The 16,226-nt window shown below is 33.1% G+C and carries 10 protein-coding genes; all 10 read left to right on the forward strand.

The window, feature by feature from the left end:
- The first annotated feature begins 766 nt into the window (after positions 1 to 766).
- Positions 767 to 1,756 (forward strand): toll/interleukin-1 receptor domain-containing protein, encoded by a 990-nt coding sequence (locus CVD18_RS13150; protein WP_103865923.1) that lies wholly within the window; start codon positions 767 to 769, stop codon positions 1,754 to 1,756.
- On the forward strand, positions 1,753 to 2,820 hold the full coding sequence (locus CVD18_RS13155; protein ID WP_103865905.1) for an isoaspartyl peptidase/L-asparaginase family protein: 1,068 nt from the start codon (positions 1,753 to 1,755) through the stop codon (positions 2,818 to 2,820). Before CVD18_RS13150 ends, CVD18_RS13155 begins: the two co-directional genes overlap by 4 nt.
- A gap of 293 nt (positions 2,821 to 3,113) precedes the next feature.
- Positions 3,114 to 3,788 (forward strand): hypothetical protein, encoded by a 675-nt coding sequence (locus tag CVD18_RS13160; RefSeq protein WP_103865906.1) that lies wholly within the window; start codon positions 3,114 to 3,116, stop codon positions 3,786 to 3,788.
- 87 nt (positions 3,789 to 3,875) lie between these two features.
- Positions 3,876 to 9,401 carry an alpha-2-macroglobulin gene (locus CVD18_RS13165; protein WP_103865907.1) on the forward strand — a complete coding sequence of 1,842 codons (5,526 nt, stop codon included), beginning with the start codon at positions 3,876 to 3,878 and terminating at the stop codon, positions 9,399 to 9,401.
- Positions 9,402 to 9,829: 428 nt separating this feature from the next.
- Positions 9,830 to 10,333 (forward strand): hypothetical protein, encoded by a 504-nt coding sequence (locus tag CVD18_RS13170; protein WP_103865908.1) that lies wholly within the window; start codon positions 9,830 to 9,832, stop codon positions 10,331 to 10,333.
- 27 nt (positions 10,334 to 10,360) lie between these two features.
- Positions 10,361 to 11,587 (forward strand): DUF4272 domain-containing protein, encoded by a 1,227-nt coding sequence (locus CVD18_RS13175; protein ID WP_199185082.1) that lies wholly within the window; start codon positions 10,361 to 10,363, stop codon positions 11,585 to 11,587.
- A 17-nt stretch (positions 11,588 to 11,604) separates the two neighbouring features.
- Positions 11,605 to 11,895, forward strand: a complete 291-nt coding sequence (locus CVD18_RS13180) for an antibiotic biosynthesis monooxygenase (RefSeq protein WP_103865909.1) — start codon at positions 11,605 to 11,607, stop codon at positions 11,893 to 11,895.
- A 122-nt stretch (positions 11,896 to 12,017) separates the two neighbouring features.
- Entirely contained in the window at positions 12,018 to 12,788 is a 771-nt protein-coding gene (locus CVD18_RS13185) for a 5'-nucleotidase C-terminal domain-containing protein (RefSeq protein ID WP_103865910.1), read from the forward strand.
- On the forward strand, positions 12,778 to 13,695 hold the full coding sequence (locus tag CVD18_RS13190; protein ID WP_103865911.1) for a bifunctional UDP-sugar hydrolase/5'-nucleotidase: 918 nt from the start codon (positions 12,778 to 12,780) through the stop codon (positions 13,693 to 13,695). Before CVD18_RS13185 ends, CVD18_RS13190 begins: the two co-directional genes overlap by 11 nt.
- A gap of 53 nt (positions 13,696 to 13,748) precedes the next feature.
- Positions 13,749 to 16,100 carry a penicillin-binding protein 1C gene (gene pbpC / locus CVD18_RS13195; RefSeq protein WP_199185083.1) on the forward strand — a complete coding sequence of 784 codons (2,352 nt, stop codon included), beginning with the start codon at positions 13,749 to 13,751 and terminating at the stop codon, positions 16,098 to 16,100.
- Positions 16,101 to 16,226: the final 126 nt, after the last annotated feature.

Raw genomic sequence — 16,226 nt, forward strand, 5'->3', positions numbered from 1 at the left:
TTTTCCTTCAATTGAAGAATTACAAAAGAAAGTTACACTAATGGTACGGCAACTAAATCCAGAACTTATAAAATCAATTACTGGATATCAATTACTGGATATCAATTATACACTAATCTCTTTTTTGAGAATTTTTAAAATCAAAATGGTATAATAGGAGATGGTAGATTAAGTTATTCGATTCGAGATCAGGTAAATCAAATAGATTTTGAAGCTTTTTCAGGGGCAAGCGGACCATCATACGGAGGTACTATTCATCATTTTGAAAACATAGGAGAAGCTAAGCTTCTTACAGCAGTAAGAGATACATTGTTAGCATTTGATATTTGTTTAATCGAAGCTAGTGATCGTCTCAAATTATAAAACATTTCTTCTAATATAGAGGCATGATAATCCTAAACTTCTAAAAGTGTATAGAGAAAATTATACAAAATGATTTAATAAATTAAAGAATTATTGAAGACGAATTTACAGATATATTTCCAACAAAGGCCTAATCAAATTTGATTCTTAATATTTTCATTTCTTTCAAATAAAATTACTTCCGTTTTTGTAAACCAGTTGGCTAACATAGTCTTTTGTCAAACTATTTACCTTTCAAAAGTGCTGTAAACAAAGAAAAGTACGGTTTAAAAGTAAAAGTTTTGTTGGAATATTTCCAATTTTTACAGGAAATATTCCGAATAAAGAAAGTAATTTTGTAATAGAAGATTTTTAGTAAGAATTAGTCAGTTTATAGGTTAAAAAAAGAAAAAAGATGTCAGTGATGAAAAACAAGAATTATGAGTACGATGTCGCCCTTTCTTTTGCCGGAGAAAATAGGGCGTATGTAGAAGAAGTTGCAAACAGTCTGAAAATAAGAGGAATCAGGGTATTTTATGATTTGTTTGAAGAGACAAACTTATGGGGTAAAAACCTATATGAGTATTTATCAGAGATATATCAGAATAGAGCACGTTATACAGTGATGTTTATTTCTGGGTTTTATAATCAGAAATTATGGACAAATCACGAGCGAGCTTCAATGCAAGCAAGGGCATTTCAGGAGAGTAGAGAATATATCTTACCCGCAAGGTTTGATGACACAGAGATTCCAGGAATCTTGAAAACGGTAGGTTATATTAATCTCAAAAACAGAACTCCTGATGAATTTGCTGCATTGATCGAAAAAAAGTTAAGCAAAGACCAGTCCTTTTTAAAAAATCGATGGTCAAAGATTACTACCTTGATTAGTCCTAAACCTTTTATTTTTACAATAAAAGTGGTCAATGAAAAAAATGAGTTGATAAAAAATGCACAAATTGTTTTGGTAGCTAATAATTCAACGTATTTAGAAGGTTTTTCAGGAGAAAAAGGACAAGTGCATTTTATTATACGAACAAGAAAGGCGTATACAGTACTTATTGCACACCCAGAATACCCAGCAGTAGTACTTAAAGATATCAACCCAAAAGAAGATATAAAGATTACTATTGAAAAAGGAAAAGGAGTAGGGTCAGTAATTCTTAATAAATCTGGTGAAATACCAGGGATAAAAGGACGTATAAAACCCATTCTCAAATCCAATAATAAAGGTTCATTATATGCCGATAATATTGCAGTAGAAGGAGGTAAACATCAACCTTGTGATTTTGAGTTAAATAAATCAATATCTATAGAAGATAATGGAGGAAATGCCCTACTTTTAACGTTTAGGTTCTTTTTAGGAAGAATCGCTTTGGCAGAATATTGTAAACACAAATTATCATCAGTATGAAAAAAGTAATCATCCTTTTTAGTGTTGTTTTGTTTATTGCATGTAATAAACAACCAGAAAAAAAAGTAGAAGTTGTAAGTGAAGTAGTAAAAGAAGAAATTAGTAAACCAGAGGATAACTTTGGGATTGTGATTCATGGAGGAGCAGGAACTATTTTGAAAAAGAATATGACTCCAGAAAAAGAAGCAGCATACAAAGCTAAGCTAGAAGAAGCCGTAAAAGTGGGGCATGCCATTCTCAAAAACGGAGGAACTAGTCTTGAAGCGGTTGAGAAAACAATAAATATGCTAGAAAATTCTCCGCTGTTTAATGCAGGAAAAGGAGCGGTTTTTACTAATCAAAGAACCAATGAGTTAGACGCCTCTATTATGGATGGTAGTAATTTGAATGCAGGAGCAGTTGCGGGAGTAAAAACAGTAAAAAACCCAATTAATTTGGCTCGCGAAGTGATGCTGAACTCCCCACATGTATTGTTATCTGGTAGCGGAGCAGAATTGTTTGCAAAAGAAAGAAACTTAGAGATTGTTGATCCTGCATATTTCTTTACAGAGGATAGGATGAAATCTTTAGAAAGAGTAAAAGAAAAATTAAAAAATAAAGAAGCAAACAAAACAACCGCTTTTTATGATCCAATAATAAAAGATGCTAAGTTTGGAACTGTAGGGTGCGCAGCATTAGATAAACATGGGAATCTTGCCGCAGGAACTTCGACAGGAGGAATGACCAATAAAAAATGGAATCGTATAGGAGATTCCCCAATAATAGGAGCAGGTACATATGCAAATAATGCAACCTGTGCAGTATCTAGTACTGGATGGGGAGAATATTTTATAAGAGCAATGGTAGCACATGATATTTCAGCATTGATGGAGTATAAAGGAGTGTCTTTACAGCAGGCTGCGCATGAAGTGATTCAGAAAAAACTAACTGCTCTAGGGGGTACTGGAGGAATTGTAGCAATTGATAATCAAGGAAATGTTACTATGGAGTTTAATACAGCAGGAATGTATCGTGCTTCTATGAATGCCAAAGACGAACTTAATATAGGTATTTATAAAAAGTAAAATTCTATTTTACAAAAAATAGCAGAACCCTCTTTATGAGGGTTTTTTTATGGAAAATGAATTGTAGTTACAATGAAAAAATCACTATTTTCAGGGGGTAATGACACAAAAAAACTGGTTACTTTTATCCAAACAGATTTTATGCCAATTCTCAATTGAAAATTGCTGTTATTCATAACAAATGTATACCAAGATGCATAGTGACAAAAAAAACATTGTAATAAGAAAAACTATTGGTTATGAATTAATTTCTGTAAAAAAGAAAGGGAAACTAAAATAGATACAAGTAAGATATGAATTACGAAAAACATTTTGAGATTTCGTGTGAGAAACGAAATTCTTTTTGGAAAGAAATAGGAAGCCTAGAAACAGACGTATTGTCTCATATGATAAACCCTAGTTTTATAGGAGGTCCCACTTGGCCCTCATTGCGACAAGCATTTGTAAAAATAGATACTTCAAACTCCACCATAATAGCAACAGATGGGTTAAGCGACCCCTACAGTGATTATGATACTAATAAAGAGAATCAAGGGTATAATGGATTAGGTTTTGAACTGTATCTTGAATCTGAGAAATTAGAAGATCTAGACACTGTAAAAAATTCATGGCAATTTGATGTATTGTATCAAGCAAGTCTATTAGCTGCAGATAATGGAAACCTAATTAACATGTTTCAAAAATATACGTACCTCTCTACAGAATTATATGCCAAAAAGGTACCAGAACAATTTGTTAATGAAGAAGGAAGAGTAGGAGTGCTTATGGGGTTGCAAAGTAACGTTGTTCCTAGCAAAGTAACATTGAGTATAGAGCCAGTAATGTTAATAAATGTAAAATTGATAACTCCTGCAGAGATAAAATATATTACTGATAATGGAGCTAGTGGAAGAAATGAAATCGCAGAAAAAATAATGAAAGAAGAAAACTCAACTCTTTCAACACTAGAGCGCAAATTTGTACTGTAATGCAAACTTCTAATAAAATGTGAATAGTGGTAGTATACAATATAATCGAAAATATACTACCTTTATTTTTACTAAACATCCAATTATATGAAATCTTCACGAATCCTCTATTTACTGGTTCTTATAGGACTGGTATTCTCTTGTAAAAAAAAAGATGCACGATCCATAGCAGAAGCCAATGCTTCAGAATTAAATGAATATCAAGATTATATTTCTGATGTGTCTTCAGGAGTGATTTCAGTTTTAGACAATGTGTATGTTGTCCTACAAACACCTATAGAAGGATGGGATGATAATCAGGAATTACCAAAAGATCTACTTACGGTATCGCCAAAAGTAAAAGGTAAGGTAATTGCAGTAAATAACAGAACTATCTCTTTTTATCCAGAAGAAGGATTTGATGAAGATACATCATATACTTTTACACTTGATTTAGAAGAGCTAATCAAAGATTTTAATGATGATTTGGATGAAGAGTTTGTCTTTTCAGTTAAAACGTTGAAACAGCAATTTTCTGTATTGACAGATAACCTTCAATCCTATAATAAAGATTGGCAATATATTGATGGTACACTTACCACAAGTGATCAAATGAAATTTGAAGTAGCCAAACAACTAATTACTGCCACACAAAAAGGTAAAAACATACAAGTAAAATTTGGGGAATCTATTAATAAAAGTCGTCAGTTTAGTTTTAGAATAGATAGCATACAACGTTATAAAGTAGACTCTGAAGTAGAAATTAAATGGTCTGGGAAATCATTTGATATCGATACAGAAGGAGCACATAAATTATTTATCCCAGGTAAAAGTAACTTTTCTGTAATAAGTGTTTCTGTCTCTAATGTTGATAAACAATATGTCGAGATTAATTTTTCTGACCCAATAAAGAAAAATCAGAACTTTAATGGCTTGGTCACTATTTCTGGTGCTAGAAACTTAAAATATACTGTAAGTGGAAATGTGCTAAAAGTATATCCTAAAAAAGAGCTTAAAGGAACTTTAGAGGTTACTGTTTATGAAGGAATACAAAGTACCGATAATTATAAGCTGAAAAACACTTATACAGAGAATATTTCTTTTCAGCAACCTAATCCAGAGATTCGATTATTACAAAGCGGGGTAATTCTTCCAACCTCAGATAACCTTAAGTTTAATTTTGAAGCTATTAATCTGCGTGCAGTAGAGGTTCAGGTTGTAAAAGTATTTGAGAACAATGTTCTTCAGTTTTTACAAAATAATGAACTTAATGGATCAAATAACTTAAGAAGTGTAGCAAGACCAATTGCAAAAAAACTGATTAACCTTCAAGAAAACCCTTCACTTAATTTAGGGAAATGGAATGCTTTTGCTATTGATCTTAAAGAATTAATTACACCAGATCTAGGGGCAATCTATAGGGTAGAACTGAATTATCGTAAATCGTATTCCCTTTATAAATGTCAAGGAGAATCTGTAGGGGGCGATACTCCAATTCAGGAATTGACAGAAAACTATGATGATGAAGAAGAAGCTAGTTTTTGGGATAGCTCACAGTATTATGACGATTATTATGATTATGACTGGAGCGAAAGAGAAAACCCTTGTGCGAATTCTTATTATAGAGAAAAAAAAATAGGAGCAAATATACTAGCATCTAATTTGGGAGTTATTGTAAAAAAAGGCCTGAACCATGCGTATACCGTTACAGTCAATGATATCGTTACGACAAGTCCAGTCCCAAACGCAAAAGTGACTTTTTATAATTATCAACAGCAAGAGATGGGGGTTGGTACAACAGATGCAGAAGGAATAACAGGATTTGATGCAGATCGCCCTGTATATTTTGCAATTGCAGAATCTGGGAAACAACAGTCATATATAAAGCTAAATGATGGTAATGCTTTATCAGTAAGTAAATTTGATGTTTCAGGAGTGCGATTACAAAAAGGGATCAAAGGATTTATTTATGGAGAACGTGGTGTATGGCGTCCTGGTGATACACTGTTTTTATCCTTTATGCTTAATGATAATGCAAATAAGCTACCCAAAGGGCATCCTGTAAAATTTGAGTTGAGAGACCCTTATGGAAAAGTGACTTACCAAGAAACAAAAACAGATGTAGTCAATAATTTTTACAAGTTTATAGTAAAAACTTCTGAAGAAGCACCTACAGGAAATTGGCAAGCCAAAGTAAATGTAGGAGGCGCTAGTTTTACCAAAACACTTAAAATTGAAACCATAAAGCCCAATCGCCTTAAAATAAAAACTACTTTTGATAATGAGGTTCTGAGAGCAAATAAAAACATACAAGGTGATCTTGAAGTATTATGGCTACACGGTGCAGTAGCAAAGAACCTTCAAACAGATATCAATGTTCGTTTTAGGCCTGGGAAAACCAGTTTCAAAACTTTTCCTGGTTATATTTTTGATGATCCTACAAGAAGTTTTAAAGCAGAAGAACAGGAAGTATTCAACGGAAAAATCTCTGGGGAAGGAAAAGCAAGTTTTAATCTTAACCCTGAAATTGATACTAAAGCCGCAGGGATGTTAAAAGCATCTTTTATTACCAAAGTATACGAAAACGGAGGAGATTTTAGTACAGATGTGATAACAAAAGATTTTTCTCCTTATGAAACCTATGTAGGTGTTAGTGTACCCAAAGGAGATAAAGCTAGAGGAATGCTATTGACCGATACAAAGCATAATTTTGAAGTTGTAGCTGTAGATGAAAGCGGAAAACCAAAGTCAGTTAATGATCTCGAAGTATATATTTATAAAGTAGATTGGAGATGGTGGTGGGATACATCAGAAGATAATTTGTCATCCTATAATAGAGGCTCATATCATAGTGAAGTATTCAAGACCAAAGTAACAACCAACAATAAAGGAAAAGCAACTTTTAATTTTGAATTAAAATATCCAGAATGGGGAAGATATCTGGTAAGAGTAGTAGATCCAAATGGAGGGCATGCTACAGGTAAAATAATGTATATAGATTGGCCAGGATGGGCAGGAAAATCACGTAAAAATGACCCCTCTGCTGCGACAATGTTATTGTTTTCTACCGATAAAAAGACATATAATGTAGGAGAAAAAGCTGTGATCACATTTCCATCAAGTGAAGGAGGGAGAGCCTTAGTGACTGTAGAAAATGGTACAGAAGTATTAGACGCTCAATGGGTACTATCACAAAAAGGAGAAACAAAATTTGAATTACCAATAGATAAGTTATACACGCCCAATGTCTATATTAATATCACATTGCTACAGCCACATGCAGGAACAGCAAATGATTTGCCAATACGGCTATATGGTGTTGTTCCGATTACAGTAGAAGATCCAAATACCAGAATACAGCCAAAATTGAAAATGCCAGACGTATTACGGCCAGAAGAAACAATTACAGTAAAGGTAGAAGAGAGCAATGGTAAACCGATGACCTATTCAATAGCAATTGTTGATGATGGATTACTTGATCTTACCAGATTCAAAACACCAAATCCTTGGAATAGCTTCTATGCTCGTGAAGCATTAGGTGTAAAAAGCTGGGATGTATATGATGATGTAATAGGAGCCTATGGGGGAAGTATAAACCAAATATTTAGTATTGGAGGAGATGCTGAAGCAGGAGGTAGTAAATCTAAAAAAGCAAACAGATTCAAACCAATGGTGGTGTATAAAGGCCCTTTTAAGCTAAAAAAAGGTGAAACCCGTGCACATAAAATAAAAATACCAAAATATATAGGATCAGTACGTACCATGATTGTAGCTTCTGATGCAGAAAATGGGGCTTATGGTAGTGTAGATAAAACAACTCCTGTACGCAAACCACTTATGGTACTTACTTCTATTCCTAGAAAAATCACTCCAGGAGAAAAAGTAACAATTCCAGTTACTGTCTTTGCTATGGAAAATAAAGTTCGAAATGTAGCAGTTACCCTCAAGCCTAACAAAGGGTTTGTAGTACATGGTGATACACAACAAAAATTATCATTTCCTCAACCAGATGAGAAAATGACATATTTTGAGATCGAGGTATTAGAGGGCGCTTCGATGACCGATATTGAAGTAATAGCAAAAGGAGGTGGAGAAAAAGCGTCTTACAAAGTTCCTATTGATATAGTGAATCCTAATCCAATGACAACAGAGGTAAAAACAATTGTTTTAGAACCCAATAGTAAACAAGAAGTGGATTTTGCAGCTTTTGGAATTAATGGAAGTAATAGCGCAACGATTGAGTTCTCGTCTTTACCAGCTATGAATTTTGAAAGTAGATTAAGCTATTTGATTCGATATCCACATGGGTGTGTGGAGCAGACAACCTCTGCTGCATTTCCGCAGTTATATCTAGGAGATATTTTTAATCTTTCGTCAGAAAAAAAACAACATATTCAGAAAAATATAGAAGCAGCGATCTATAGACTTAAACGCTTTGTTCAGTCCAATGGTGGTATGTCATATTGGCCTGGATATAGTAATTCTGATGATTGGGGAACTACCTATGCAGGTCATTTCCTACTAGAGGCAAATAAACAAGGGTATATGTTGCCAATAGGTTTCAAAAGTAGTTGGGTTAATTATCAACAGCAACAAGCTAAAAGGTGGAGAAAAGGAGGTAATGATCTAGCTCAGGCATATCGATTATACACACTAGCTCTTGCAGGTAGCCCTGATTTATCATCCATGAATAGATTGCGCGAGACAACAGGATTGTCTAATGATGCTAAGTTAAGATTGGCTGCAGGGTACGCATTGGTTGGTCAATCAACAGCAGCAAATCAATTAATGAATACTGTTAATATTGATTTTGAATCTAAAAAGAACGACCATCACACGTATGGATCTACCAGTCGTAATCGAGCAATGGCACTAGAAACATTGGTTGCGTTGGATCAAAAATCCAAAGCACAAGGGGTCGCGGTAGAATTAGCAAAAGAACTATCATCCAAAAATTGGATGAGCACGCAAACAACTTCATATGCATTATTAGCGATGGCTAAATATGCAAGTTATGTTGGAGGTAAAGGAGTACATGTAAACTATATGTTGAACGGGAAATCAAATACTGCAAATACATCAAAAACATTAGCAACCTCTGGAGATATAGTTATTTTAAAAGAAAATAAATTAGTGCTTCAGAATAACAAAGACAACACCATATTTGTACAAATAGCTACCAGTGGTATTTTGCCTGTAGGTAAGGAGAAAGTGATTCAAAATAAGTTTAAAGTAATTGTAGATTATAAAAATAGAGAAGGTAAAATTATCAATCCAGTACAGTTAACACAAGGTACAGATTTTGTGGCTGAAGTTACCATTACCAATACTACAGGGTCTAAGGTCAAAAATATTGCTTTAACCGAGATTTTTCCATCAGGGTGGGAGATAGTGAATACCCGATTTACTGATTTTGGGTCATTTAGAGCTAATAATGTAACGCATACAGATATACGAGATGACCGAGTGAATTTTTATTATAACCTGAAACCTCACCAAAGTAAAACAATGACAGTATTATTGAATGCTTCATATTTAGGTAAGTATTATCTACCAGGGATCCAGTGCGAAGCCATGTATGATAATAGCTATTTGGTAAGGAGTAGTGGAAAATGGGTTGAGGTAGTTAAATAAGAATATCTAAACGATGTATTTGTTATAGATTTAGGTATTCACCTAAATTTATGATGAAATATCAATGATTTCAAAAACAATAATTTTCTAATTATTGTTTTATGGATTTACCTGTCTCGTTTTTATCAAAAAAGAGAAATAGAATAGGTCATAATAACGATTGAGGTTTCTGAAAAAAACTGAAATTTTGATAATAAATGTTTAGGAAAATGTGTTGTATAAAGAGTGAACCTTAATAGTAGTGTATAAGTTGTCATCACATCAAGAAATAATTGACTGCTTTGTATATATGATAACATAAATGCTTATGTACTTACATTAGATTATTTTACATTTATATAGTTTAAGAATTATTCAAAATAAAATTACGTCAAAAAAGTGATCTGGCTTATTAAAACAAGAAATAGTAATTGTTGTAAAAAAAAACATTGTTTAAGATTTCTAGTTTATTAGTACTGATATTATATTCTTTTCAGCCTATTGCATGTGATTGTCAGTGTAATGGAGATTGCTCGTTTAGCACCACTGTTTCAGGAGGAGGATTTGTGTCCTTGGTAAAAGTTATAGAGTACTCACAATTTTTAGAATATGAAGAAGGAGGAGAAATAGTAAAAATGCCACTAGCTATAAAAGTAGAAGTTGTTAAGAAATATAAAGGAAAAGATACTCGTAAAATCATTCAAATTTGGGGGGATGATGGGATGTTATGTCGACCGTATATTGCTTATTTTAAAATAGGGAAACACTATTTGATTGCTCCAAATAGAATTTCGTATGACTCAGATAATGGAAAAGTAAATGATTATGATTTTTTTGCTTGCGAAACAGGTTTTTTGGATGTTGATATGCAAAAAAGAATAGTTTATGGAGAGTATTCCAAAAAAATAAATAAAATAACACTAGATAAAGTAGAGGCTGTTCTAAGCAAATAAAATTCTACTATCTGTAAGAGTAAATAAATGGAAAATTACTGTACTATATACTCACATGAAGTATATTTTGATGCAATAACCTCAGAAATACAAAAAATATTTCCCAAAGGAAAAATAACTGTATCAGATGAAGAAGAGCGGAAAATACTACATATATCTATCAAAGAAGGACTTTTTAAACCTAAAAAAGAATTTCAAATCTCTTATAGAGAAAGAATGAAGCCTTCTTATCAAATCTTAGAGATAGATTCTCCATTGACTCAAAACTTATCTGGGATGTTAGGGTATGTGAGTTCTTTACCAGAAGCTAATGCCAAAATAAAAGAACTATTACTTCAAAAAATACAAACATTAAATAGTGAGTTGGCTATAATATCATTGGGGGATTTAAATGATGAATTAAAGATATTGACTCAAAATATCTGTCAATCATATGAGGGAGTGATATTCTCTCAACCAAAAACTAATATTAGTAAATCAGAGGTACAGCATTTTTTAGATAAAGACCTAAATCTCATATTAGATATAAACGGAAATTCTGAAATTGATCATTTGGAGGTGAAAATCAATTCGATATATTTTGATAGAAATCAAGCAGAAATTACAGAAGATCAGAAAAAAAGGAAGGTAGATAATGAAGCTATTATAGAAGTTAGTAATATTAAAGTAAATAAAAATTTACCAGTTGTTGAATCCGAGGAAGATACCTCAATTCGTTCCCCCAAAGAGATAGCCGAGAGAGTTACATTACTGGCAGTAACCAATATGGTGGCTTTTGGTAATATAAGTGGAGAAGAGGCTTTAGAGTATCTTGATAAGTATACGCTATTAGAAAAAGCAACACCCAAAGAATTAGATTTTTTAAAGAATCCTACTGATGATGCAAAGAGTTATGAAACATGGAAATGTGAATGTATTTGGGTGTTGATGTGGGTGTTAGAGATTATAGATAATCTTGGGTTTCCAGATCATTTGGCAGATTTAAACAAAATTCCACCAGAAAAATATCCAATAGGTGAAGGTCAGGACCCTAATTTGTTTATAAACGCTATAAATACATCAAGGTCAAAGCAAGAAATATTAGACGCCAATGATTTGTACTATAGATTGGATTGGGCATGTGTAGATGCTAGAATAAAAGGAGAAGAAATAAGAGAGGTACACTCTGGAATAGTTTACGAAAGACATTATGCTTTAAACTGGCTTATTAATTATATGAATCAGGATTGGGATAATGTTTCTTGTGATACTTAAATAAAGAAAATAAAGAAATGATCCTAGAACAAGCAGTATTGTATATCAAAGCAGGAGAGTCAGAAGCATTTGAACAAGCTTTTGCAAAAGCTCAAGAAATCATTTGCGCTGCAAAAGGGTATATTAAACACGATATGTTGAAGTGTCAAGAAGAAGATAATAAATACCTGCTTTTGGTAACATGGGAAACCATAGAGGATCATGAAATTGGTTTTAGAACCTCTGAAGCATATCAGCAATGGAAAAAATTATTACATCATTTTTATAACCCTTTTCCAATAGTAGAACATTATATATCAGTTCTGTAATTAATAAAGAATTTGAACTGAATAAACGATTTAAAAGAATTCCTGTTCTAGTAGGTTTTTTAACCTAATCATAAACAGATATATTGTTTTTTTTAGTACCATTGTTCAAACGTTAAAAAGTAATGAATAGTAAATTTTTTATATCTGTATTAAGTGTTTTCCTTATAGTAAGTAGCTATTCCTGTAAGCAAAAATCAATTTCTGTAAGTAAGATTTCAACAATTCAAAAAAAGATAGATTCTACAATAGTAGAAGACAAAGCTATAGATTCATTTATAAAACCTTTTAGGGCTCATCTTAATAAAACATTAGATGCTACACTTTGTATTGCTATTGCTGATTTTACCAAAAATGATAAACCATTAGAAAGTACATTAGGTAATCTGATGGCGGATATTTCTTTGAAACAAACAAAACCTGTTTTTGAAAAAAAGTATACTAAAGAAATAGATTTTGTTTTGTTAAATTACGGTGGTATGCGAGCACCTATACTCAAAGGGCCAGTAACAGCCAGAACTGCTTATCAAGTGATGCCTTTTGAGAATGAGTTAGTAGTTGCAGAGTTGTCCTATGAAAAAGTAAAAGAATTGACAGCATACTTGGCATATGCACAAAGAGCCCACCCGATTGCAAACTTGAGGCTAAGTATTGTAAAAGCTTCAAAAGAAGTAAAAGAAGTAAAGATCAATGATCAACCCTTGCAAGAAAATAAAACATATCTTGTGCTTACCACAGATTATTTACAACAAGGAGGAGACAGGATGGATTTTTTTAAAAACCCTATTCAATTATATAAAACAAACTATAAACTTAGAAATGCACTGATTGATTACTTTAAATCAGTAGACACATTACAAGTAAAACTGGATAAAAGAATCAAGTATGCAGAATAGAAGAGTATTTATACAGCAAATAGCATCAGCAACCGCTTTTGCTGGATTGGGTGGGTTGAGTGTAACATCATGCATCACACCAAAGCCTAAAAAAATCACGGTACTACATACCAATGATGTGCATAGTCAAATAGATCCGTTGCCAAATAACCATTATAAATACCCAGGGTTAGGAGGTTTTGCAAGAAGAGCTTCTATTATAGAGCAAGTACGCCAAGAAAACCCAAATACTATATTACTAGATGCAGGAGATATTTTTCAAGGAACACCCTATTTCAATTACTTTGGTGGGGAAATAGAATTTAAGCTTATGTCAAAACTTAATTATGACTTAGCAACAATAGGGAATCATGATTTTGATAATGGGATCGATGGATTATTGAGCCAGTTACCCAATGCTACTTTTGATTTTGTATCTGCTAATTATGATTTTAAAAATACAGTATTAGAAGGTTTGGTAAAGCCCTATAAAATTTTAATAAAAGAAGGTGTGAAAATTGGGGTTTTTGGATTAGGAATTAAATTAGATGGGTTAGTGAGTAAGAATTTGTATAAAGAAACTCAATACTCAGACCCTATAGAGATGGCTCAAGAAATGAGTAAAGTGTTGAAAGAGGAGGAACAATGTGATCTTGTTATTTGTCTATCTCATATCGGATATGATTACAAAAATTTCCCTAATAATGTTTCAGACCTTAATTTGGCAAAAAGCACAAAAAATATTGATTTAATAATAGGAGGGCATACGCATACCTTGCTTCCTAAACCTGTTATTGTAGATAATTTAGTAGGAGAAAAAGTAGTAATCAATCAGTGTGGAAAAAGTGGAGTATATATGGGGCAGATTGATTTTTATTTCGATGCTTCAGGTAATAAAATAATAGAAGGTAAATCTATTGCAGTTTAGTCTAAATTGTTTGTGGATCAAAAATTAAAATGTCTTATAAATCATAGTCACTATTGTTTCAAAATATCAAACACTATATTCAAGCTCATCCAAAACGTTTTGTAGTTTTTAGCATACTATTAGTTTGGTATTATTTTTCTTTGCCAACCCCATTATTTGAAACTCCTACTGCTACAGTCATAGAAACGAGACAAGGAGAGTTGTTGGGAGCTAAAATAGCAATCGATGGGCAGTGGCGTTTTCCTGAGACAGACAGTGTTCCTGAAAAATTTAAGCAATGTATTATCGCTTTTGAAGACCAACAGTTTTTTCGTCATTTTGGCTTTAATCCAGTTGCAATGAGTCAGGCTGTTATCCAAAATATTAAAGCAGGAAAAATAGTTAGAGGAGGAAGTACTATAACCCAACAGGTCATTCGTTTGGCGCGAAAAGGAAAAAAAAGAACTTATATAGAAAAGTTTAAAGAATTAATTCTTGCCACACGCTTAGAATTTGGTACTTCTAAAACAGATATTCTAAAATTGTATGCTTCTCATGCTCCGTTTGGAGGAAATGTAGTAGGAATCGATATGGCTGCATGGCGGTACTTTGGATTACCTACACATCAATTATCTTGGGCAGAAAGCGCAACATTGGCAGTGCTACCCAATGCCCCATCTTTGATTTATCCTGGAAAGAATCAACTTAGATTACGTCAAAAAAGAAATAGGTTATTACAAACACTCTTACAAGAAAAAGTAATTGATTCTCTTACTTATGAATTGTCAATAAGCGAGACTCTACCCGAAAAGCCATTTCCTTTACCACAAGTAGCTCCTCATATGCTGGATCGATTAGCAAAAGATCATGGTAGTAAGAGGATACAAACAACCATCAACCCAATACTACAAAAACAAGTAAATAGAGTAGTCAAAAGGCATCATGAAATTTTGAGACAAAATGAGGTGCATAACATGGCAGTTTTGGTACTGGATATCGATAGTAGAGAAGTAATGAGTTATGTAGGAAATACCCCAACAGACAAAACTCATCAAAAAGATGTAGATATTATACAAGCAGCACGAAGTACAGGAAGTACATTAAAACCATTATTATATGCTGCAATGATGGATAAAGGAGAGTTATTACCAGAACAACTAGTTTCTGATGTTCCTACTGTAATTTCTGGTTATAGCCCTAAAAATTTTGATGAAGGATACAGTGGGGCAGTGCCTGCAAATAGAGCACTGGCTCGATCCTTAAACATTCCAGCTGTTCGGTTATTACAGCAGTATGGTTTACATCGTTTTAGAGATGAAATGAATGCGTTTCAAATTAAAGATTTAAAATATGGAGCTGATCATTATGGATTATCATTAATTGTGGGTGGAGCAGAAGGTAGTCTTTGGGATTTGTGTAAAACATATGCAGGTTTTGCAGGAACATTAAATCACTATCAGAGTACTTCTAGTGAGTATTATACCCAAGAATTTGTAAACCCTATCATGGTTGCTGGACAGAAAGTGAGTTTTGGTAAAAAGGTAAAGCAAAAACCAGTATTTGGAGCAGGAAGTATATGGTTAACTTTTGAGGCAATGAAAAAAGTAAATAGGCCAGAAGGTGACGAAGCTTGGGAGTTTTATGATTCTTCTAGAGAAATTGCATGGAAAACTGGAACCAGTTATGGAAACAGAGATGCTTGGACTATAGGAGCAAGTCAGAAATATGTAGTAGGGGTTTGGATAGGAAATGCAGATGGAGAAGGGCGCTCAGAACTTACAGGGCTTAATTCGGCAGCACCAGTGCTATTTGATGTATTTAACTTATTGCCAAATTCAAAATGGTTTCCTGTTCCTTATGATGATCTTGTAGAAGTCAACATTTGCGCTCAAAGTGGTTTTTTGGCAGGAAATAATTGCCCAATAAAACAGATGTATGTACCTGTTTCTGCTGTAAAAACAAACCCTTGTCCGTATCATCAATTAATTCATCTCGATGCTACAAGACAATATCGTGTTAATTCTTCTTGTGAACCTGTAGCCAATATTATTCACGAACCGTGGTTTGTATTGCCCCCATTGCAGGAGTATTTTTTTAAAACAAATAATACCAATTACAGATCTTTACCACCCTATCGATCAGATTGTAATAAGGAATCGCAAGAATCGATGGATTTTATCTTTCCAAAAGCAAATAGCAGTGTTTATTTACCCAAAGGATTTGATGGTAAAACCAATGAAATCATCCTTAAAATAGCACATACAAATCCTGAAACTCGTGTGTTTTGGTATATCGATGACCAATTTGTAGGAACTACAAAACAGTTTCATGAAATGCCAGTATCTCCAAAACCTGGAATACATATGATCACAATATTAGATGAAAAAGGAAACGAAAAGAAAAGAAGAATAGAAATTAAAATGTGAATAAGCTTTTCGTATAAATGAAAAGTTAAAATATAGCAATCTTGTGTTAAAAGATACGTGTTGTTTATATCCTCTGTAAATGTCTTATTATCTTAGAGAGAATATTTTAAAACTTAACTCTTTAAA

Origin of the sequence: Aquimarina sp. I32.4 (assembly GCF_002924285.1) — a bacterium.
Taxonomy (GTDB): domain Bacteria; phylum Bacteroidota; class Bacteroidia; order Flavobacteriales; family Flavobacteriaceae; genus Aquimarina.